This is a genomic window from Candidatus Njordibacter sp. Uisw_002 (genome assembly GCF_047730155.1).
Taxonomy (GTDB): domain Bacteria; phylum Pseudomonadota; class Gammaproteobacteria; order Pseudomonadales; family Balneatricaceae; genus Njordibacter.
Genome location: NZ_CP159832.1, coordinates 907,603 through 927,900 on the forward strand (window position 1 = coordinate 907,603; position 20,298 = coordinate 927,900).

The window sequence follows — 20,298 nt, forward strand, 5'->3', positions numbered from 1 at the left end:
CAGGTGAAGTTGATATAATGGAAGGTTAGCAATACATGCAGTTTAGCGATGAAAAGCAGTTTACAACACCTCCAAATATTTGTATCATGCGCCCCCACTGATCTGTACTATGGGTCAGGAATTTTTAGGACTATAGCTCAGTTGGTTAGAGCGCATCCTTGACATGGATGAGGTCAGCAGTTCGAATCTGCTTAGTCCTACCACATATTCAACGTTTAGTTGTATTGACTAAATGTCCAAAAACTAGGCATTAATTTATGGGTCAAGCCCCTATAATGCGAGTTTTAAGTTAAAAAAGGCTATCCTTTGCGGGCTAGCCTTTTTTATTGGTTGTAATTTAGTTGTGGCAACTAACGTAATAATTAACGCCACAGCCCATGCCGGATTGGCTTTATTGATACCACAGTTATAAACACTCAAACGCACACCTAAGGTCTTTAATTGGATTCCACAAAAAGGCAAAACTGTGCTATTTTTTATCTGATTAAATGACTAATTATTTAAAGCAGCCGGCCTCACTTTATTCTAGGTGAATGCTTAGTGTTGTTCTGCTAATAAAAATGGAGCATTGAATGAGTTCTTTCATACGTGTGTTGGCTTTATTAATGACCTTGAGCTTTAGCCTCACTGTGGTGGCTAATTCAACGAAAGGCACACAAGAAACTATCCTTCAGCACTTTCAAAGGCATGCGCCGGCAGACACCTTGTTTTACATGGATGGTCTAGGGAATCCTGAAATATCCGGTGCCGCAGAAAACTTTGGCGCTAATAATTTACAAATAGACTTGTTAGTTAATCAACTGGAAAGTATAAACTCCAAGCAATACACTGCTGAGATTGACTTCCTAGTTAGCCTACTCAAAAGTGGGCTTGAAGATAAAAGTGATGGATTATATGACTTAAGCAGTGTTTATGGCCTGCATGAAAGTATGGCCAGTGCGGTTTATTTAGATGGATTGATTCCTGTTGTCCAACTGGCAGTTAACGACTCACAGTCGCTGATCAAGTTGTTTTCTCACGCAGGCAAGCAAAGTGGGGTAAAGCATCAAGTACAAACCTGGGGCATTCATGATGTCAATTTATGGCGACTACAAACAAAACAAGACTTGGGTTTTGATTTGTGGCTAGCGTTGGCAATATCAGACAATGTCGCTAGCATTTCTATCATGCCTGATAAGCTCTCTAAGGCGCGTCGCTTGGATGTACTAGGCTTGTTACCAGAAGCCTATTCTGTGGCTGATAGCCAAAGCATGGCAAAGATAAGAGAGGCTGAAGGGTATTTAACCTACTCCACTGGATTTATTAACTTGCTTGAAATAGCCAGGGCAGTGAGCGACCCACAAAGCAGCAAAGCGGGCGAAGATTTAATTGCGCTTGTTGGTGATGAGCTTTTGTCTGACATAACCAAAGCTTGCAGACGAGACTGGTTAGACATCGCAGAGGCTGTGCCACAACTAGTGTTTGGTGTGGACAGCATGGGCCTACAAGGCGATGTGTTAGATGTAGATGCGCATCTGTTATTACAAATTACAGACGTTGGAGTAGCGCAAGCTCTTGAACAGCTTAATGGGCACCTTCCCAGCTATACATTGACAGCCCAAGATGCACTTTTTTCTGCCGCCTTAGGTTTTGATATGAGTGCTTTGGTACCAGTAATGAGTCAGCTTAGAAGCAAAATGCTTGCTGCCGACTTTAGCTGTGACGAGCTTCAGGACCTACAAAAAGAGGTCATGGCTATGGATTTGTCAGCCTTATTTATTGCGGCATCTGCTGGACAAGGCTTTAGCGGATTGGGTGCTGCCATTTATGACATAGACTTAGCTACTATTGCAGATGGAAGTGTGGTCATAGACGCCATTGTTTCAATCACCACACAATACCCCGAATTACTGTCAAGTTTAGTGCCGTTTGTGCCCCAATTATCAGGTGTGGAAATACCTTCTGATGGCTCTAGCGTGGCGTTGAATATAGCAGAGCTACCGCCAGGTATAACACCAAAATTGGCGGTAAAAGGTAAACATTTTGTCATCTTTGATGGCCCAATTAGTAAACGAGTAGCACAAGAGATGCAGTTTGAAAAAACCAATAAGCTTGGCATATATTCATCCTCTATTAACTACGAAAAACTAGGCAATATGGTTAGTCAGGGGATAGGTATCTTTGCTGGTGAGAGCGGCTTTAAAGCCCATGAGTGCGCCGATTTGCATGTTAGTATGGCTACCCTTTCCAATACAAAAGCGAATATAACCATGCAAATGGCCGCACAAAGTAAAGGTATTCGTTTTGATGTTAATAGCCGTGTAAAACTACCGGCTAATAGCCCCAGTGGTGAGCCAACAAATGCCGTCAAGCCTGGTAACTACCTGCTACAAACTCTCGCCCAGGGCTGTGAATGGATTGATGTGGGCACTGAAAGCATACACGCTGATGGTACAGGGCAATATGAAATCATCAATGAAACGCAAGAATGTGCCACTTTCCAAGCGCAATATGATTGGCAGCAACGGGGTGGGCGGCTTGTGTTCAGTGAAACTTTGTCGCAAGCAAGAGAGAGTTGTAACCAGGCTATGGATGACCAAGAATTGCTGACAAGCCAGTGTATCCTGCTAGCTTCACGTGGAAGTGGATTTGACTGTTTGTTTATAGGATCCAACGATACTGATGTTATTTATCGTTATGCATTGATTCCTTAGGCGGTGTTTTACGTTAAAATTACAGGCTATGGCTACTAGATGCTAGCTTAGGCCACATCGTAGGTTTTGAGAAAATTAAGTGATTTTATATATAGCCGAAAAACCAAGTGTAGGGCGTGCCATAGCCGATGCCTTGCCTAAGCCCCACCAAAAAGGTGACGGGTGTATTACTGTGGCCTCTGGAGATGTGGTCACTTGGTGTATTGGCCACTTGTTAGAGCAAGCAGGGCCAGAAGCTTATAACCCAGATTATAAAAAATGGGATAAAGCACATTTGCCTATTATTCCTGCGCAATGGAAGTCACAAGTAAAGCCACAAACACGTAAACAATTTAATGTGGTTAAAAAACTTATTAAGCAAGCAGATACTTTGGTCAATGCAGGGGACCCAGATCGAGTAGGTCAAATTTTAGTGGATGAAGTAATCAATTATTGTAACGTAAGCCCCGCCAAACGAGCGTCAACAAAGCGGTGTTTGATTAATGATATGAACCTTGATGCCATCAAAAAATCTCTTAACAATCTTCACAATAATATAGATTTTATTCCCCTTGCGACGTCTGCACTGGCAAGAGCTAGAGCAGACTGGCTATACGGTATTAACATGACTCGCTTATGCACGCTGCAGGGACAAAGCTCAGGTTATCAGGGTGTGCTTTCTATTGGTAGAGTGCAAACCCCTATTTTGGGTTTAGTTGTGCATCGAGACCAAGCTATCGAGAAATTTGTTTCAAAAACGTTCTATGAAGTATTTATCACTTTGCAAACGACTCAAGGTGAACAGTTCATTGCTAAATGGAAGCCTAGTAAAGCGTGCCAACCCTATGCAGATGAAGAAGGCAGAATCCTTTCCAACCAGCTAGCATCCAAAGTAGTGAATAAAGTAATGCATCAGCAAGGCGTGGTCACTGTGGTTAAACAAACCAAAAAGAAGCAAGCCCCACCATTACCCTATAACCTCTCCACACTGCAAATAGATGCGTCTAAACGTTTTAACTTATCTGCCCAGCAAACATTAGACATATGTCAGCAACTTTATGAAAAGTATAAGTTAATTACTTATCCTCGTTCTGATAGCCGTCATCTACCTCGTGGCCATCTCAATGATAAGAGCAAAGTAACCCAAGCCATTGCTAAAACCAGCCCCACTTTAGCGGACGCGGTAACACAAGCAGATTTATCAATTGTGAGTAATGCATGGAACGACTCTAAGGTAGGCGCGCACCATGGAATTATCCCTACGGCAAGATCTACAGGCAGTGCTGCACTGAGCAAGGATGCCAGCAACGTATATGAATTAATTGCTAGGCAATACCTCATTCAGTTTTATCCTCACTTTGAATTTGCTGAAAAGCAAATTGATAGTGAAGTGGCAGGAGGACTATTTATAGCAAAACAAAAAGATGTGCTGTGCCAAGGATGGAAGGCATTATTTCCAAAACCTAAGTCTTCTAAAAGTGATAATGAATTTGCTAGCAAAAACCTACCTAATGTTGCAAAAGGACATTCAGTGGATTGCATAGATGCCAGCCTTAATGAAAAACAAACCAGCCCATCAAAGCATTTTACAGACGCCACTTTACTTGGGGCAATGACTGGTATTGCTAGATATGTATCAAGTGTTGATATAAAAAAAGTACTCTCAGAAACTGACGGTTTGGGCACTGAAGCTACGCGGGCAGGGATCATTGAGCTGTTATTTAAAAGGCAGTTTTTAGCGCGTAAAGGCAAAGAAATCCATGCAACACAGGTGGGCAGACAACTGATTAATAGCCTGCCAGAGCAAATGGTCTTGCCTGATATGACGGCCCACTGGGAATCTCAGCTTGAAGCGATTAGTAAAAAAGATATTAAATATGAAGCGTTTATGCACCCCCTAACTCGAAGCCTAAGCACTTTGATTGAAGAGGTGAGTCACGTAAGCTTCTCTGGTATGCAGGGCATGGGTAAGGCATATACTAAGCGCAAAGTAAGAAGAAAAAAGGCAGCATCGGCTAATAAAATTTAACTTCATGATTGAGATCTAGCTCAGTCATGACTCACTGCTCCCCTATAAATTCGCCCTATTGGCCTTTGGCAGGTTTTTCTAGCCTACATTGACTATACCAACTAAAGCCTATCTCAGTTGATGACTTAGGTATAAATGATAATATTTCACCATGTAAGCTAGGTGCCATGAAATGTACATTACTGCAGGGCTTGGTTTAAGCTATTTTGTTACGTAATAACATGCCGAGATTGCCAGTGTGTTCTGTGCCAAAAGAGAGCCTTGCTAATTTCTAGACTTATTCCTCCATGCTGCATATTATTGGTGACTTAAGCAGATCCTTATAACAGGCAAGCACGGAAACGGCATAATGTACTTATCACAAATCCATACTTACCCGATTAAATCTACACACCCAATATCACCTCAAAGCGCCTATCTGTTCCCTACAGGGATTGCTTTAGATAGGCATTGGATGGTTATAGACGGCAATAACGCTATGGTGACTTCGCGTAAGCACCCCAAATTATTGCATGTATTAAGTCGTGTTGAAGGCGATAATTTACGCGTTACATTAAAGCGCCAAGAGTTTTTATTGCCTTTAGCTGCAAAGCCAAATACGCCAATTATGGTTAAACACTGGGCGCAAGCGCCATTGCTTGCTTGGCCACAAAGCGAGGCGTTAGATGCTGCTTTAAGTGATTATCTAGGGATGAACTGCCGTATAGTTTTTAGTGCTAGCTTATACTCAAAAAGCACCAGTGAAGCCGTATCCTTTGCAGATGCGCAGCCTGTTTTGCTGACCACTACTGCTTCTTTAGCTGCTTTGAATCAACGCTTGGATGTGCCTATTGGAATGGACCGATTTCGAAGTAACTTGGTGGTTGACAATATTATTGCAGATGTTGAAGATGGCTGGAAAAGAATACGTATCGGTGAATGTGAGCTAGAAGTTACTTACCCATGTGAGCGATGTGTACTTACCACGATTGATCCTGAGTTACTCACTAAGCACCAACAGCAAGAGCCCTTGCGAACTCTGGCAACTTATAGAAAGTTACCAGAGGGTGGCGTGGGATTTGGAGTTAACCTCATTGTAGTTCGACCTGGCGCTATCTCTATCGGAGACACTGTAGAGGTTTTGAGCTAGACGGGTGAAGCTCATGCATGATCGTGGTATTAATATGACTCCATTTAAACCTAACCATAGAGCTATCTATGCCTTATTTTGATTACATTGTTGTTGGTGCAGGCTCAGCTGGGTGTGTGGTAGCTAATAGGCTCAGTGCTGACCCAAGCGTTAGTGTGTGTTTGATTGAAGCTGGTGGCAAAGCTAAGAGCCCTTGGGTCAGTATTCCTGCTGGAATATTTGGTCTTTACGGTAATCAAAAATACGATTATAACTTTGTTAGTTTGCCACAAAAAAATCTGTCCAATAGGGTGATGAAGATTAATCGTGGCAAGGGCTTAGGAGGATCTAGTGCTATTAATAGCATGGTGTACATTAGGGGCAGTCGCAATGATTATGACACTTGGGCTGAGCTGGGATGTGAAGGTTGGGGTTATGAAGACGTGTTGCCTGTGTTCAAAAAAATGGAGTCTAATCAAATAGGCCAAAGTGCCTATTTTCATGGCTTTGATGGCGAATTGAATGTGTGTAAACAACAAGACCCAAACCCTGTTGCTAAGGTGTTTGTTGCTGCAGGAAAAGTTGCTGGATTATCAGAAAATACTGATTTTAATAGCACTACTCAACTAGGGTTAGGCATCTATAATGTTAAACAAGAACGTGGCCAGCGTGTGAGTAGTTATACGGCGTTTTTAAAGCCGGTAGAGGGTCGCCGTAACCTTACTATTATGACGCATACCCAAGCATTAGCGTTAACAATTGAAGCTGATGTAGTAACAGGTTTAACCATTGAACATAAAGGTGAGCAGCAACATTTGCATTGCAACATTGAGGTGATTCTTTGTGGAGGCACTATTTTGTCACCGAGTATTTTATTGGCTTCAGGCATTGGCGACAGGGATGAACTAAGTCTGGCGGGTATTGAGTGTAACCATCATCTACCTGGCGTTGGCAAAAACCTACAAGACCATATAGACAGCATGGTAACAGTAAGATCTGTGCCGCCTGACTCTATGGGAGTATCTTTAAAAACATTATTACCTCATGTGTTATCGGCACCGTTTAAGTACTGGTTTAGCCGTAAAGGATGGTGGACAACCAATTATGTTGAAGCGGGTGGTTTTGCTAAAACAAAGCTTGCCCTCAATGAAGATACTCAGCCAAATCCAGACCCAGACGTGCAATTTCACTTTGCTCCGCTATATCGCAGTCATAGGGGCAAAAAGTTTGAATGGGGCCATGGATATTCTTTATTCACTTGTGTCTTACGCCCTCTTAGTAGGGGGAGTGTGAAACTGGTTCATGACGGATATAAGCGCAATTTGATGATTGACTATAATTTTTTTAGTCATAAAAAAGATCAGCAAACATTGATAGAAGGTATTAAGGAAGCTAGAAAGATATTGGCTGCACCTGAATTTGATCATTTACGAGGCAAAGAAATGGCGCCCGGGGAAAGTGTTCAAACGGATGCTCAAATTCTTAATTATCTGCGTGATACTGCCACTACCGTATACCACCCAGTAGGCACGTGTAAAATGGGGATAGATGCATTAGCGGTGGTGCACCCAAAAACATTAAAAGTCATTGGTGTAGATAACTTACGCGTCATGGATGCCTCTATAATGCCCAATATTATCAGTGGTAATACCTCAGCCGCCACCATGATGATCGGCGAGCGGGGGGCTGCTATGGTGTTGGCAGAGCGGCACTAAGTTTGTTTTTTATCTTTGATAACAAATAGGCTCATGCTTTAGCTAGAAAAAGAAACAAGATCTGAAACTTTTATAAGTGCTTTAGTTCTATGATACTAAAGTGGGTAGTATTATTGGTTGTGCAAAATACTCTTTTAAAGCTAGTAAATTATTCCCTCCAATACCAACTAGTAACGTTAAACCGGTATAGATCGACATCCTCAAAGCGTAACTTTTCTACCCAATGTTCAGAGCCTGAGGATGAAGGATTAAAAAAAACACAACGATTGTATAGCGGTGAGATAGTGATTGGTTGGTTGTCTTTGTTGCCTATAAAACTGAGCTCGCCACCTTTTTTATTACTCCAGTTCTTATTTAAATACAGTAACATGCAGACCTCTCTGCCAGGTGAGTCATCTGCATGTTGTTCAACAAAGTCTGTGCTTGCTAGGCGAAAGTAATTGGTGTTTATTTCAGGCTCAGCCACATTGATATCGGTTAATTGCACGTTAAAAAGGCGTGATAAGACCGACATAAATGCATCACTACGCAAAAAGGATAAAAATTCCTCAGCAAGGTTAGGGCTTACAGCATCACGTTTCCAAACATCGCGCTGTACAAAGCGCTGCGCTGCAGTTGCGTTCTTCCATGCAGCGCTATCCACATATAAAGCAGAGTAGGTGTGTTGTTGAGTTTGCCAGTATGGGGATTGTTGCAAGATGTGCATGACATCATCAAGTTTGGCCTCATTAAATAATCCATCAATCACTATATGATTAGGGCAGGCGCTTAGTAAGGACTCTTGATATTGATCTAATTTAAGATCAGTTACTTGTTCATCATTGAGCCACATTAAATCATCCCTTTATTTAATTGCGTGCGTGATTAGTAAAAATATTTATACAAAGGCACAAACTCTAGGGCATCTACGTAATGTAATCAGCACTGTTTACCACTTATTAATTACGTGTAAAATGGCTATTGACAATATGTTAGCAACTTCCATGATAATTGGCGAATTAAGGCTGCTATGATGTTGGAAGGTCGACACAGTTTATCAAAGAGAAAGACATGGAAAAAGCTAATTCAAATCCACAAGACATTGTCATTATTGGTGCCGGTTTTGTTGGTGTCGCTACAGCAATGTGGCTACAAAAAAGTGGTCATAAAGTCACACTAATAGACCCAGAACCCTTCGAAAAAGGAGCTTATTTTGGGAATGCCTGTACTATTGCCACTTACGCTAATATCCCTGTAGGGACGCCAAGCACCATAAAAAATATCCCTAAACTATTATTTAGCCCCCAAAGTCCTTTATCGCTAAGCTGGTCTTATCTGCCAAAACTCACACCTTGGTTGTTGCGCTTTGCATGGGCCAGTAGGCCTTCTCAGGTAGCGTCTATTAGTCATCAGCTTGGTGTTTTATTGAGTCACGCACAAAGTGCACTAGCGCCTTTGATTGAAACTGCTAAAGGTGAAGATCTTGTCGCTAAAAATGGCACCTTGTATTTGTATGGTAGTGAAGCAGGTTTTATGAAGGCTAAATCAGATATCCAGCTACGCCGCCTTAGTGGAATACCTGTTACTAAGCTAACTAAAGCTGAAATTTCAGACTTAGAACCTCAGTTAAACCCTGTTTACAAGCGCGGTTTGTTTTTTGACAACGCTCAGCACCTTCTTAGCCCATTAAATTTATTGCAACGTATGGGTGCTTCAGTCATTGCTAAGGGTGGGCAAATTATTACCAACAAGGCGCTAGGCATTGAAAGGGTAGATGCGCATAAGCTTAAAGTATTACTGCAAGGCAGCAGTGTGTTGGCTGATAAGGTCGTTGTTGCCGCTGGTGCTTGGTCTAAAGATTTGGCTCGACAGGCAGGTGATCAATTGCCCTTGGATACAGAGCAAGGTTACCACTTAATGTACAACGCTCAACAGCAACTTCTTCAGCGGCCAGTGGGCTGGGCTGATGCCGGTGTTTATTTGACACCGATGAACGATGGGTTAAGAGCAGCGGGGACAGTAGAGTTGGCAGGTCTTAATAACCCAATAAATCCTCGACGTTTGGAAATCATCTCAGGTGCGGTAAATGACTTGCTGCCACAACTTAAAAATTACGACAGCCAGTGGACAGGATTTAGGCCTTCTATGCCTGATTCCAAGCCTGTCATTGGTCGCTCTAGTAAGGATGGTGGGATTTTTTACGCCTTTGGCCATGGCCACATTGGCGTAACCTTGTCAGGCATCACCGGTAAGTTGATTAGCGAGTTTATTGATAACAAGGCACCTAGTGTTGATATTAGTGCTTTTGCACCAGGGCGCTTTTAAGATGATCAAAGAGCGTGGTTTATGATGGGTAACCCAGACACTTCACCCGCTTTAATCGTCTTTTGAGCATAGGCTTTACGCGCAAATACGCGCTCTAAAAAAGGGGCAAAAAATTCTAGAGATTGATTTTCATAGTCAGGCTCAAAACAGTTCTGGTCCCAGCGCTCACAAAAATCTACTGCACTTTGATAGTAGCTGTGGCCGGCATATTGATCTCGATCATTAGGGTTCCAGCCATCTATATGATGGGCGTAATAAATCATTTGGAACGCACCATGGTGCTCAATCACCCATGTTACTTCTTCACTCACAAAGGGCCTTATTATTTCTGCTGCCATACGGTCGTGATTTTGTGGTGCCAACCCATCGCCTATGTCATGCAGTAAAGCAGCCACTATCCAGTCGTCATTGGCATTGTCACGCCATGCACGAGTGGCAGACTGTAGGCTGTGTTCTAAGCGGCTGATGGGGTAACCATCTAAACTATCTTGGCCCTGGCGTTTGAGCTCTGCCAACAATCGCTGCGCTGTTTTCCCATGAAAAGATTCTTCATGTTGATGCAGCAGCTGATAATCTTCACGTGTACCATGCTTCATTTGGGTAAAACTAACGGTGGCCATACATGCTTCCAATTTCAGAGTTTTAGCGTTTGAACGCCTAGAAAGAATGCCAGTTTCATAAAGCCATGGCAAGGCAGATGTTAGAAAGGTTGGGAAGGTTGGGAAAGCTTCATAAAAGGTGATAACGATTGAGAGGCTAAGTATGTTAAATAGATTAACCATTATCACAGAGCTGAGGTAGAATAAGTCTTAACTCAATTAAATGATTCTTACATATGGCACGCTTGCATCAAGACATTCTTAGAGAGCTTGGGATTTTGCAACAAGAGCTTCAAAACTTGGGTATCTGGAGTGATATAGCGCCTTCAGAAGAGGCGTTACTTAGTACAGAGGCTTTTTGTTTTGATCGTATGGGTTTAGGGCAATGGTTACAGTGGATTTTCATACCAAGGCTGAGTTACTTGGCCGAAACCCAAGCAGATTTACCACAAAAAAGTGCCATTCTGCCGATGGCAGAAGAAGCCTTTAAAGATTTAGACGATGCAGTTAAAGGCTTGTTGGGCAGCATAAGGCGCATGGATGGTTTGCTTACGGTATAGATGCTTAGTTTATACCGCAAGCTATGTCAGATAAATACGGCTACGCGGACAAGCGTTGCCCAATCCAACCGCCTACTAGCAGTGCAGGCAAAAATACCATAGCTTCAGTAGGGTTGATCATAGCGCTTAGAATGCCAGGTCCTGGGCAATAGCCACTAAGTCCCCAACCAATACCAAATAAGCTTGCGCCTAAAAGTAATCGACTATCAACACTTGTTTTGACGGCCATATAAAACCGGTCGGCAAAGAGTGGCGCTTTGCGTTTCATAATAAAGCGTGAAGACAATAGTGTAACAGCTACAGCGCCACCCATAACAAAGGCAAGGCTTGGGTCCCAGTTGCCAAATAGATCCAAAAAGTCTTGTACCTTAGTAGGGTTTACCATTTCTGAGATGACTAAGCCTGCACCAAAAATAAGACCGGATAGTAGAGCGATGATAATACGTTTCATGTGAGTCTTCCTTATCCGATGAAGTTTCGTAAAACGGTAACGGTGATAATGCCCGTAGCCATAAAAGTGATGGTAGCGGCAATCGAACGCCCAGCCATTAAGCCGATACCACAAACCCCATGTCCGCTAGTGCACCCATTGCCAATACGAGTGCCAATGCCTACGGCTAAACCAGAAATAATAAGCAAAGCGGGTGAGTAACCTTGGCGTAATTCAAATTCAACAGGCAACATTAAATAACCACCAGCAACGATGCCTACTAAAAAAGCTATGCGCCAGTTGCGCTCTGATCCACTTAGTGGGTTGAACAATAAATTGTACAAGATACCGCTGATACCAGCGATACGCCCATTAAACGCAAGTAATAACGCAGCACTAATGCCAATCAAAACGCCACCTAGAAGGGCTTGTGTTGGGAATACTTCAAGCATGATTTTAACCTCTATATTAGAATTATCTAATTATATGCACGCTTAGGAATCCTGTCAATCCAACTTTTAGATTATATGCTTATTACTTTATTAAAATGCTTTTGGGTAAAATAGAATTACACGCAAATTATGCTGCTGGGGTGTCAACAAATGGCCCATATCGTGGTATGTTTAGTATTGTAAGAATGAAGTTAATAATATGGATTTTCACTAGATGCCAAATAATGATGATATTGATGATCTGCCCAGCTTAATGCCAGATTCAGACGAGATAAAAGGGGCTGGAAAGAGCTCTGTTTCCTCCAGCCGCAATGCAGCTGATGAGCCCGTTAGTGCGTCTTCAGCTGGTGTGGGCAGAACAAATGTGAGAGAAAATCGCAGGCCAATTGCGCCGCCTCGTAAAATGAACACAAGTGGTCCTCAAGTGATTGCTAAACAAAGCTTAATATTATGGATGTTGGTTTTGGCTATGTGTGTAGGTATTTTGGGAGGTGGTTATTGGGCTTACAACAAGTTAACTGATGTGGATCTTTTATTAACGGTATCCCGAGGTGAGCTAGACCACGCTCGCAAACGAATCGGAGAGTTAGAAGCTCTGGTTGTTGCCACTGACGTAAATGCAAATAAATCAGGCACTGTGGTTCAGGCCCAAGTAAGGTTGATGGATAACCGAGCTAAAGAGCGCAATAAATTTGTAGATACAGAGATTGATAAATTGTGGGGTGTTACTTATCGTAATAATAGGCCTGCGATAGAGGAAAACCAAAAAGCCATTGAAAATAACACCACTACTCTTAAGCAGCATCAAGAAATGTTTGTCACTCAAACTGATAAAGTCGACAAGCAAAAAACACTAGCATCCCAGCAACAGCTTTTAATACAAGAAGCTGGTCAAACTAGCCAATTGGCAATGCAAAGCGTAAACGAGCAGCTGAATAAAGTACAACTACTACAAGATACTTTGTCCACTGTGTTGAAGCAGATTAAGGAGCAAGATAAGGCCCTGTCTGATCAGCACAAGGCAGATATTGCTCATGCTCAGTTAGCTGAACAGCTTGCCTTACAGCGTGTACAAGATCTATCTACGTTAAACGCCACCATTGCAAGTGTATCGAATCAATTAGAAAGCTCTAAGGCAGATGAAGGTTTAATAGAGGTCACCAATCGTATCGATAGCCTTGAAAATAATTCTAGGGTGTTAACAGCGATTGAGCAAAATGCCAGTGAAATGGATGAGCGGGTTTATCTAGTTGAGGAGTCTATAGATTCAGTAAACTCCTTTCGAAGGGATACAAATCGAAAGTTAGATCAATTACAGAATCAAATTCGTAATTTGGCCTATAGCGAGTAATTGAATAGCCAAAAGGATGGTCGCAAGGGAGCTGAACATGCAAAAACTATTGCATCCTAAAATCCAATTGGGTCATTGGCCCACTCCGTTAGAGCCTATGTTGCGCATTAATGACATGCATAAAGGGCCAGAGTTATGGGTAAAAAGAGACGATTGTACTGGCCTTGCTTTTGGTGGAAATAAAACTCGAAAACTGGAATTTTTAATTGCAGACGCACAACTAAAAGGAGCCACTATACTGCTTACAGCTGGTGGCATACAATCAAATCATGCCAGACAAACAGCGGCGGCAGCGGCTAAAGTTGGCTTAGGGTGTGAGTTATTTTTGGAGCAAGTAAAAGGTGTTTCAGAAATAGATTACAGTCATTCTGGTAATGTTTTATTGGATCAGCTACTTGGGGCTCGATTGCATTTGCTGCCAGCAGGTCAAGATTTGGATGCGGTCATGGCTTTAAGGGCTCAAACCCTAGCCGAGGCTGGACAAGTGCCATACGTGATGCCTGTAGGGGGAAGTAATGCCATTGGCTCAATGGGGTATGTTAATTGTGGTCTAGAATTGGCGAACCAATTACAAGCTCAAGATATTAGTTTTGACGCTATTGTTTTAGCTACGGGAAGTGCGGGCACACAAGCAGGATTGCTTGCGGGATTGGCATTGGCTGGTATTGATATTCCGGTATTGGGTATCACTGTAAGTCGCTCAAGTGTTGAGCAGTGTGAAAAAGTATTAGCGTTGTTGCATGAGGTCCAAGAATTATTAAAACAGCCCAAGTTGCACGAAGATCATGTCATCTGTTTTGATCAATATTATGGATCTGGCTACGGTCATCCTACACCCTCAATGATCGAAGCAGTGCGCCTTGCTGCTAGTTTGGAAGGTTTATTTCTAGACCCTGTCTACTCTGGCAAAGCTTTTGCAGGGTTGTTAGATCTGGTTAGGCACGGCTATTTTGATAGCTCCGATCGGGTTTTGTTTTTGCACACTGGCGGTACACCAGGCTTATTTGCATACAGTGAGTGTTTGAGCGAGTGTTAATCAAGTAATTAGCTGTGTTGGGCTCTCAAGGTATTTGCTTCTATTTTTAAACGTATTAATAATAATTTGCTCTAGCGCTTTAGTTACAGGCATATGTTGATGACGACGAGACTGTAACAGGGCGATTTGACGTTTGATTTTAGGCTTTTCAATTAATCTAAAAGCTAGTTCTTCGCTGTCTTTTGGGAAGGCCATCCAAGGCAATGTGGTAATGCCAGCACCGGCTTCTAGCATCGCTACCAATGACGTCATGTTGGCCACCTGTGTAGATGCGGATAAAAATGCTTGTGCAGGAGTATTTTCTACCAATGGTGTAGTGCCGTTGCGTATGAGCTTTTCTTGGCTTAGGGCCTCCCAATCAATGTCGTTAACTTGTTGCATCCATGGGTGTGTTTTTAGAGCGACAATACCCACCCTGTCAGCGCATAGGTTTGTATGGTGCAGGTCGTTCTCTGTTTGCCAGATACTACTAATAGCTAAATCAATCCGTCCATCTAATATTTTGTCCCTTAAATTATCCCCATTATCATCTTGCACTTGCAGGTGAACCAGAGGGTGCTGTGCTAAAAAATCCCTCATTATATGAGCTAACACCGTTTTGGCAATAGACGGTAGAACCCCCAGCTTGATGCTGCCAGACTGTCCTTGTGCCATGCTCATGCCATTGTGTACAGCAGTTTCATAGTGTTTATAAAGGGCTTTAGCTTCAGGTAAAAAAGCGATGCCAAAGGCGCTGAGTTCTCCATGACGCTCAGGATTAAATAAAGCTGCTCCTAACAAATTTTCAAGTTGTTTAATTGCCAAACTAACCGCGGGTTGTGATCTACATAAAATATTTGCAGCTTGGCGAAAATTTTTGCAGTGGGCTACGGTAAGAAAGGTGTTAATTTGAGCTATTTTTATATCGGGCAACATGATGCTAACCTAAGGCGTTTATAATAAAACTTATTAAATTATATATTTAATTGATTATTATTATCAAGGCAGTAGGTCTAAAATAGGCCTAACTAAACAAATTATGCCAGTTAAATCAGTGAAGGAGCGAACATGAGCCAGGTACAAAAAAACTACATCGCAGGTCAATGGGTCGATGGTGAATCAACCATTAATAACATTAACCCTTCAAATCACAGCGAAGTGGTGGGTCAGTTTACCCAAGCTTCCCCCGATCAGGTGGATCAGGCCATTGCCTCTGCCCGTGCGGCACAAGTCCAGTGGCAAGCCACAGGCCTAGAAGCTAAGCAGCGTGTATTGCAAGCGATTGGTGATGAGATGATTGCTCGTTGTGATGAGCTTGGTGAAATGCTTTCTCGCGAAGAAGGTAAGCCTCGTGCAGAGGGCCGTGGTGAAGTATATCGAGCTGGTCAGTTTTTCCAGTACTATGCAGCTGAAGTATTGCGCCAGATGGGCGAGACTGCAGACTCTGTGCGCCCTGGTGTAGAAATTGATGTGCGTCGTGAGCCTATGGGTGTTGTGACGGTGATTAGTCCTTGGAATTTTCCTACAGCAACAGCGTCTTGGAAGATTGCGCCAGCCCTTGCTTTTGGTAATGCAGTGATTTGGAAGCCAGCTAACTTAACCCCAGCTAGCGCTGTATTATTGACTGAAATTATTGCCAAGCAAGATATTCCTGCTGGCTTATTCAATCTAGTGATGGGTTCTGGTGCAAGTGTTGGTGAAAGGCTCATCAACTCTGAAGACATAGACGCGATTACTTTTACCGGTTCATTGGCTGTAGGTAAGCGTGTAGCGGTTGCAGCTGCGGGTAATCTCACCAAATTCCAGTTGGAAATGGGCAGTAAGAATGCTTTGGTTGTATTGGATGATGCCGATTTAGATAATGCAGCAGATTGTGCTGTTAACGGTGCTTTTGGTAGTTCTGGACAAAAATGTACAGCATCGTCGCGCTTAATCGTAACGGCCGGTGTGCATGATGAATTCGTTGCTAAAGTGCAAGAACGTATGGCCAAGCTTAAGGTTGGCGGTGCTCTAGAAGAAGGCGTCACTATTGGACCAGCTGTAGATGCTAAGCAATACGCGCAAAACAAAGAATACTTTAAATTAGCCCAAGATGAAGGCGCTGATTTAGTTTGTGGTGGTGAATTTGACGACAGTAAAGGTTACTTTATGACACCTGCATTGTTTATTAACACCACAAACCAAATGCGTATTAATATCGATGAGGCTTTCGCCCCGTTAGCTTGTGTAATAAAAGTAGCAGACTACGATGAAGCCTTAGCTACTTTAAACGATACTCAGTATGGTTTAACTGGCGGTATTTGTACTACGTCTCTTAAATATGCCACTCACTTTAAGCGCCATGCTAAAACAGGCTGTGTGATGATTAACCTACCTACTGCTGGCACTGATTACCATGTGCCTTTTGGTGGTCGTAAAAACTCAAGCTTTGGCTCTCGTGAACAGGGTAAATATGCGCAAGAATTCTACACTGAAGTTAAGACCACTTACATGAAAGCATAATTACTTATAACAGTGGCAGCAACACCAATGGGCAAAGGGGAAACACTATGAGCAAAATGATGATGATCGACGGCTTACAATACAGCCACTGGAGTCGTGAAGTATTTGAGCAAATGCGTGATGGCGGATTAAGTGCTGTGCATGTCACCATTGCTTACCATGAACTAAGTCGAGAAACATTGCAGAACATCGGTCAGTGGAACCGTATGTTTGAAATGCACAATGACTTAATCATGCCTGTTCATACTGCTGCAGACATTGAGGCTGCTCATGCTCAGAACAAAGTAGGCATTATTTTTGGATTTCAAAATTGCTCACCCATTGAAGATGATATTGATCTAGTGGCAATTTTCCATCAATTAGGCGTGCGTATTATGCAACTAACCTATAACAATCAAAGCCTGTTAGGTGCCGGTTGTTATGAGGCTAAAGACTCTGGTATTTCTCGTTTTGGTAAGGTGGTTATTGCTGAAATGAACCGTGTAGGCATGGTCATTGATATGTCTCATAGTGCCCAAGAAAGTACCTTGCAAGCTATAGAGATCTCACAGCGTCCTATTGTAATTAGTCATGCCAACCCAACATTTTTTGAACCGGCTAAACGTAATAAATCTAACAAGGTTTTATCAGCTCTTGCTGAGAGTGAAGGTTTGTTAGGTTTCAGTATGTATCCGTTTCATCTTAAAAATGGTCCGCAGTGTCGTTTAGATGAATTTTGCACTATGGTGGCAGAGACTGTAGATTTAATGGGTATTGACCGTGTGGGCATGGGTAGTGACTTGTGCTTAAATCAGCCGCTTTCAGTTTTGGAGTGGATGCGTAACGGCCGTTGGACAAAACAAATGGATTATGGCGAAGGCTCTGCTAATAATGCGGCTTGGCCTGAATCTTTGTCTTGGTTTAAAACCAGTGCAGATTTCCCTAATATTGTGGTTGGTTTGCAAGATAAAGGTTTTAATGACGTTGAAGTGGAAAAAATTATGGGCCGTAATTGGCTAGATTTTTGTGCTGCAGGATTTGGGCAGCGCTAACTAATTAAACCTATATTATTATGTGCGCGTTTAGGGCTACTTGAGTCTAAGGCGTGAGCTTTGAGGTGTTTATATGAGCCAGGTTATATTACGTCCAGCAGCGCAGGCAATGGACTTAGAGCGTTTAGGCTCTGGGTTTTCTAGTCGTTTAAGCTTTATGCGCACTTTAGTTAGGCATATGGTTAAAGATCAATGGGCAATTAGTTACAGTCAATTTGAACTAGATAAAGACGGCTATGGCCATGCTGTGTTCGATATAAAAATGCCCCATAGCCAGCTAAGTTTGGTCATTTTTTCTCAATACCTAGATCCCAAAGAGCGCAATGACAGGGTCATTGCAGAAAAGTGGGATCTCACCATGTCCTTGGTTGAGGGAGAGGTGGATGACTTGTGGCTAAAGCAGCTAGCAAAAAATGTGCCTTTACAAGAAGCTGGGCGTATAGATGCGCGTAGTTTGTGCCTCTCTCGTGGCAACAAAAGTGCGCGTATATTCGATACCTTATTGACACAATTACGCAGTGGTCAACAGCCTGACCCCAAGAAACTTGCAGAAGTGGGGTACCTGTATCGCACTACTGCAGTGTATGGGTCGGGTAAGTTTGGGGCCTGCGACTGGGGTAAAATTGCCCGCCAACATCCTGATTTAGCTCGGCCTTTCTCTGCTGAAATGCTAGTGTGTTACTTATTGCGCCAATTTAGCTTAGACCAGCTTCATCATATGGTGCATCAAGCGCAGTACCCAGACGCGGTAGATTTGGATATTAATCTACAGCGCTACCTTGGCATTGGTAACTCTACTGGCTTGGGGATGGCACCTTATTTAATTAATCACCCTTTATTGATGAGTCAATGGATTGGTCAGCGAGAGCAAGCCTATGCTGAGGTGTTAGCAGAACCAGTGGATCAAGCAGATGTGATGAAGTTGCAAGGCATCTTGCTTCAGGCTATGCAGCATGTGCGAGAAGTGAGCACTTTTGATGAATGGCAAAGTGCAAATAACATTCAGCTTTTAGTGGATACACAAGATTTAAGTGATTGGTTAGGCAGCGACACGTGCAAGCTAAATGATTGGCGCGTTTTGCATGACTGGGCGTTGCAAAACTACAGCCTAGAAACGCAAGAGTTGTTAGTCAGCTTGTTGCTTGAGCTTTACCCAAGCGTTGTTAACCCCAAGGAGGATCTGTTAGCGATTAACGAAAGCCTAACTTATGACCCCACCGCGTCAGCCCAGAACTTAGCTGATAGCATTCAAGAAAGCTATGATTGGGTCTTTGATTATGACTTTAATAAAGATGAAGAAAATCAAACATTTTGGTATTACTCACAAGAAAAAATAGAGCCAAGACTTGGTAAAACAGGTGTTGATGATGGCGTTGAAGTGCAAATGTTTTTAGGTATTGCTAAGGCTGTTCAGGCCTGCCACGATGACTTATTGATCGCGATGGAAACCTTGGCTGATATAAGTGTGGCGGAATTTTTGTTACAAAAGCCAATACACCTTGGCATTGTGAATCGTATTGCCACCATGTCTCAGACCCAGTATGGTGAAATTAGAGCTAACCTATTACACAAAGACGTCTTGCCTATGCATTTGTTGCGCTGCAAACTGGCTTTTTTTGGCGTGGGTAAGTTTGATCCAAAATCAGCCTTGTGGGTGCGTAATACCATGTTCCAAGGCGCGCCTGTAGTTGATGATTTAAATCATGAGTTTAACGATGATTGGTATTTCCCTATAGCGCCTATCCTTGGCGTAGAAAAAATGAGTGGCAAGGCCAATAATATCGCTCGTGAGAAACAAGTAAATGCCTAAGTTAATGTCTTTGTCAGCTAATGAGCTTAAGTTTTTAGTCAAACGAAGCGTGGAGGGTCTGGGTTTCTCGCCAGGTGACCAATTGTCGGCAGGTATAAAAGCCGCTGCGGCTTTCCAATTGGGCCTAGCTAATAGCCGATTGTTAAATAATGCGTTAGATGCGCTCAATGGGCTTGTTAGTTCGCCTTTGCTTGTATCATTCAGTAATGATGAGGTTGTATTTGATGCTCAGGGTCAGTCGGCCCTTGTACAAGTTGAGCTGGCTCTAGGTTTTGCTTTATCTAAAGCAGCGCCTAAGTTACGCATTAAACGAGTTGTGGGGGCGGCTTTTGCTGTGCCTTGCCTAATGAACTGGCTTACACAGCCTTTAAGTAATTCCATAGCTCAGCAATGTTATGCACTGTATTTTACTCATCACAGTGGGGCGCAGCGTTGCGTATTGATTGCTGCAGATGGCCAGTTATTAGGTTTGTATCAGCCCTTACAAGAGGTGGTTGGTGCTGATGAATTGCTACTATGTATGGGGCAAGCAGACATTGATGGGGTTTTGATCACTGATGGTGCTGATTTGTTAGGTTGGCGTGAGCGTTGTTTAGATCAGGGCATACATTTAGAGAGTGAGTTGTTTGCCCGTTTACAGCGCATGATGCAGTCTTCATTTGTGCCAGAAACAGAAGCGTCAAGGGCCGGTGCTGGGCCTGGCTAATTACCCATGTGGCC

At 42.9% G+C, this 20,298-nt stretch carries 17 protein-coding genes and 1 tRNA gene; 13 read left to right on the forward strand and 5 right to left on the reverse strand.

Going from position 1 to position 20,298, the window contains the following annotated elements; genetic code table 11:
- The first annotated feature begins 126 nt into the window (after positions 1 to 126).
- From ABXT42_RS04310 to ABXT42_RS04330, 5 genes are all read left to right on the forward strand, one after another.
- Positions 127 to 203 (forward strand) — tRNA-Val (locus ABXT42_RS04310).
- A gap of 369 nt (positions 204 to 572) precedes the next feature.
- Positions 573 to 2,693 (forward strand): hypothetical protein, encoded by a 2,121-nt coding sequence (locus ABXT42_RS04315; RefSeq protein ID WP_443629137.1) that lies wholly within the window; start codon positions 573 to 575, stop codon positions 2,691 to 2,693.
- Between the two features lie 79 nt (positions 2,694 to 2,772).
- A complete protein-coding gene (locus ABXT42_RS04320) occupies positions 2,773 to 4,701 on the forward strand; it encodes a DNA topoisomerase III (RefSeq protein ID WP_443629138.1) in 1,929 nt (642 codons plus the stop codon).
- A 349-nt stretch (positions 4,702 to 5,050) separates the two neighbouring features.
- Positions 5,051 to 5,830 (forward strand): MOSC domain-containing protein, encoded by a 780-nt coding sequence (locus ABXT42_RS04325; RefSeq protein ID WP_443629139.1) that lies wholly within the window; start codon positions 5,051 to 5,053, stop codon positions 5,828 to 5,830.
- A gap of 68 nt (positions 5,831 to 5,898) precedes the next feature.
- Positions 5,899 to 7,524, forward strand: coding sequence for a GMC family oxidoreductase (locus tag ABXT42_RS04330; RefSeq protein ID WP_443629140.1), 1,626 nt, complete (start codon positions 5,899 to 5,901; stop codon positions 7,522 to 7,524).
- A 148-nt stretch (positions 7,525 to 7,672) separates the two neighbouring features.
- On the opposite strand, the gene ABXT42_RS04335 is transcribed toward ABXT42_RS04330, so the two are convergent.
- On the reverse strand, positions 7,673 to 8,356 hold the full coding sequence (locus tag ABXT42_RS04335) for a 2OG-Fe(II) oxygenase (protein WP_443629141.1): 684 nt from the start codon (positions 8,354 to 8,356) through the stop codon (positions 7,673 to 7,675).
- 203 nt (positions 8,357 to 8,559) lie between these two features.
- On the opposite strand from ABXT42_RS04335, the gene ABXT42_RS04340 reads away from it, so the two are divergent.
- Positions 8,560 to 9,828, forward strand: coding sequence for an NAD(P)/FAD-dependent oxidoreductase (locus ABXT42_RS04340; protein WP_443629439.1), 1,269 nt, complete (start codon positions 8,560 to 8,562; stop codon positions 9,826 to 9,828).
- Between the two features lie 5 nt (positions 9,829 to 9,833).
- Here ABXT42_RS04340 and ABXT42_RS04345 read toward each other — a convergent pair whose 3' ends face one another.
- The gene (locus ABXT42_RS04345; RefSeq protein ID WP_443629142.1) at positions 9,834 to 10,448 is read right to left on the reverse strand and encodes an HD domain-containing protein; all 615 of its coding nucleotides are present in this window, start codon (positions 10,446 to 10,448) and stop codon (positions 9,834 to 9,836) included.
- Positions 10,449 to 10,663: 215 nt separating this feature from the next.
- Between ABXT42_RS04345 and ABXT42_RS04350 the strand changes: the two genes are divergently transcribed.
- Positions 10,664 to 10,987, forward strand: a complete 324-nt coding sequence (locus tag ABXT42_RS04350; protein ID WP_443629143.1) for a YqcC family protein — start codon at positions 10,664 to 10,666, stop codon at positions 10,985 to 10,987.
- A gap of 40 nt (positions 10,988 to 11,027) precedes the next feature.
- On the opposite strand, the gene ABXT42_RS04355 is transcribed toward ABXT42_RS04350, so the two are convergent.
- On the reverse strand, positions 11,028 to 11,438 hold the full coding sequence (locus ABXT42_RS04355; RefSeq protein ID WP_443629144.1) for a DUF6691 family protein: 411 nt from the start codon (positions 11,436 to 11,438) through the stop codon (positions 11,028 to 11,030).
- Between the two features lie 11 nt (positions 11,439 to 11,449).
- Positions 11,450 to 11,869 carry a YeeE/YedE family protein gene (locus ABXT42_RS04360; protein WP_443629145.1) on the reverse strand — a complete coding sequence of 140 codons (420 nt, stop codon included), beginning with the start codon at positions 11,867 to 11,869 and terminating at the stop codon, positions 11,450 to 11,452.
- Positions 11,870 to 12,083: 214 nt separating this feature from the next.
- Here ABXT42_RS04360 and ABXT42_RS04365 point away from each other — a divergent pair, with 214 nt between their 5' ends.
- Positions 12,084 to 13,220 carry a hypothetical protein gene (locus ABXT42_RS04365; protein ID WP_443629146.1) on the forward strand — a complete coding sequence of 379 codons (1,137 nt, stop codon included), beginning with the start codon at positions 12,084 to 12,086 and terminating at the stop codon, positions 13,218 to 13,220.
- A gap of 37 nt (positions 13,221 to 13,257) precedes the next feature.
- Positions 13,258 to 14,256, forward strand: coding sequence for a D-cysteine desulfhydrase (locus ABXT42_RS04370; protein ID WP_443629147.1), 999 nt, complete (start codon positions 13,258 to 13,260; stop codon positions 14,254 to 14,256).
- On the opposite strand, the gene ABXT42_RS04375 is transcribed toward ABXT42_RS04370, so the two are convergent.
- Positions 14,257 to 15,171, reverse strand: a complete 915-nt coding sequence (locus ABXT42_RS04375; RefSeq protein WP_443629148.1) for a LysR family transcriptional regulator — start codon at positions 15,169 to 15,171, stop codon at positions 14,257 to 14,259.
- Between the two features lie 132 nt (positions 15,172 to 15,303).
- Between ABXT42_RS04375 and ABXT42_RS04380 the strand changes: the two genes are divergently transcribed.
- The 4 genes from ABXT42_RS04380 (at position 15,304) to ABXT42_RS04395 (ending at position 20,284) form a co-directional block, all read left to right on the forward strand.
- On the forward strand, positions 15,304 to 16,737 hold the full coding sequence (locus ABXT42_RS04380) for an aldehyde dehydrogenase family protein (protein ID WP_443629149.1): 1,434 nt from the start codon (positions 15,304 to 15,306) through the stop codon (positions 16,735 to 16,737).
- Between the two features lie 47 nt (positions 16,738 to 16,784).
- Positions 16,785 to 17,768 (forward strand): membrane dipeptidase, encoded by a 984-nt coding sequence (locus ABXT42_RS04385; protein ID WP_443629150.1) that lies wholly within the window; start codon positions 16,785 to 16,787, stop codon positions 17,766 to 17,768.
- Positions 17,769 to 17,841: 73 nt separating this feature from the next.
- Positions 17,842 to 19,578: a hypothetical protein gene (locus ABXT42_RS04390; RefSeq protein ID WP_443629151.1), complete on the forward strand. Its 1,737-nt coding sequence runs from the start codon at positions 17,842 to 17,844 to the stop codon at positions 19,576 to 19,578.
- Entirely contained in the window at positions 19,571 to 20,284 is a 714-nt protein-coding gene (locus ABXT42_RS04395; protein ID WP_443629152.1) for a hypothetical protein, read from the forward strand. Before ABXT42_RS04390 ends, ABXT42_RS04395 begins: the two co-directional genes overlap by 8 nt.
- Positions 20,285 to 20,298 lie beyond the last annotated feature (14 nt).

What these genes read in the sequence shown, in the direction of transcription:
- ABXT42_RS04315 (WP_443629137.1), top strand. Translation starts at nt 573, where the DNA reads ATGAGTTCTTTCATACGTGTGTTGGCTTTATTAATGACCTTGAGCTTT.
- ABXT42_RS04325 (WP_443629139.1), top strand. Translation starts at nt 5,051, where the DNA reads ATGTACTTATCACAAATCCATACTTACCCGATTAAATCTACACACCCA.
- ABXT42_RS04330 (WP_443629140.1), top strand. Translation starts at nt 5,899, where the DNA reads ATGCCTTATTTTGATTACATTGTTGTTGGTGCAGGCTCAGCTGGGTGT.
- ABXT42_RS04335 (WP_443629141.1), bottom strand. Translation starts at nt 8,356, where the DNA reads ATGTGGCTCAATGATGAACAAGTAACTGATCTTAAATTAGATCAATAT.
- ABXT42_RS04345 (WP_443629142.1), bottom strand. Translation starts at nt 10,448, where the DNA reads ATGGCCACCGTTAGTTTTACCCAAATGAAGCATGGTACACGTGAAGAT.
- ABXT42_RS04350 (WP_443629143.1), top strand. Translation starts at nt 10,664, where the DNA reads ATGGCACGCTTGCATCAAGACATTCTTAGAGAGCTTGGGATTTTGCAA.
- ABXT42_RS04355 (WP_443629144.1), bottom strand. Translation starts at nt 11,438, where the DNA reads ATGAAACGTATTATCATCGCTCTACTATCCGGTCTTATTTTTGGTGCA.
- ABXT42_RS04360 (WP_443629145.1), bottom strand. Translation starts at nt 11,869, where the DNA reads ATGCTTGAAGTATTCCCAACACAAGCCCTTCTAGGTGGCGTTTTGATT.
- ABXT42_RS04365 (WP_443629146.1), top strand. Translation starts at nt 12,084, where the DNA reads ATGCCAAATAATGATGATATTGATGATCTGCCCAGCTTAATGCCAGAT.
- ABXT42_RS04370 (WP_443629147.1), top strand. Translation starts at nt 13,258, where the DNA reads ATGCAAAAACTATTGCATCCTAAAATCCAATTGGGTCATTGGCCCACT.
- ABXT42_RS04375 (WP_443629148.1), bottom strand. Translation starts at nt 15,171, where the DNA reads ATGTTGCCCGATATAAAAATAGCTCAAATTAACACCTTTCTTACCGTA.
- ABXT42_RS04380 (WP_443629149.1), top strand. Translation starts at nt 15,304, where the DNA reads ATGAGCCAGGTACAAAAAAACTACATCGCAGGTCAATGGGTCGATGGT.
- ABXT42_RS04385 (WP_443629150.1), top strand. Translation starts at nt 16,785, where the DNA reads ATGAGCAAAATGATGATGATCGACGGCTTACAATACAGCCACTGGAGT.
- ABXT42_RS04390 (WP_443629151.1), top strand. Translation starts at nt 17,842, where the DNA reads ATGAGCCAGGTTATATTACGTCCAGCAGCGCAGGCAATGGACTTAGAG.
- ABXT42_RS04395 (WP_443629152.1), top strand. Translation starts at nt 19,571, where the DNA reads ATGCCTAAGTTAATGTCTTTGTCAGCTAATGAGCTTAAGTTTTTAGTC.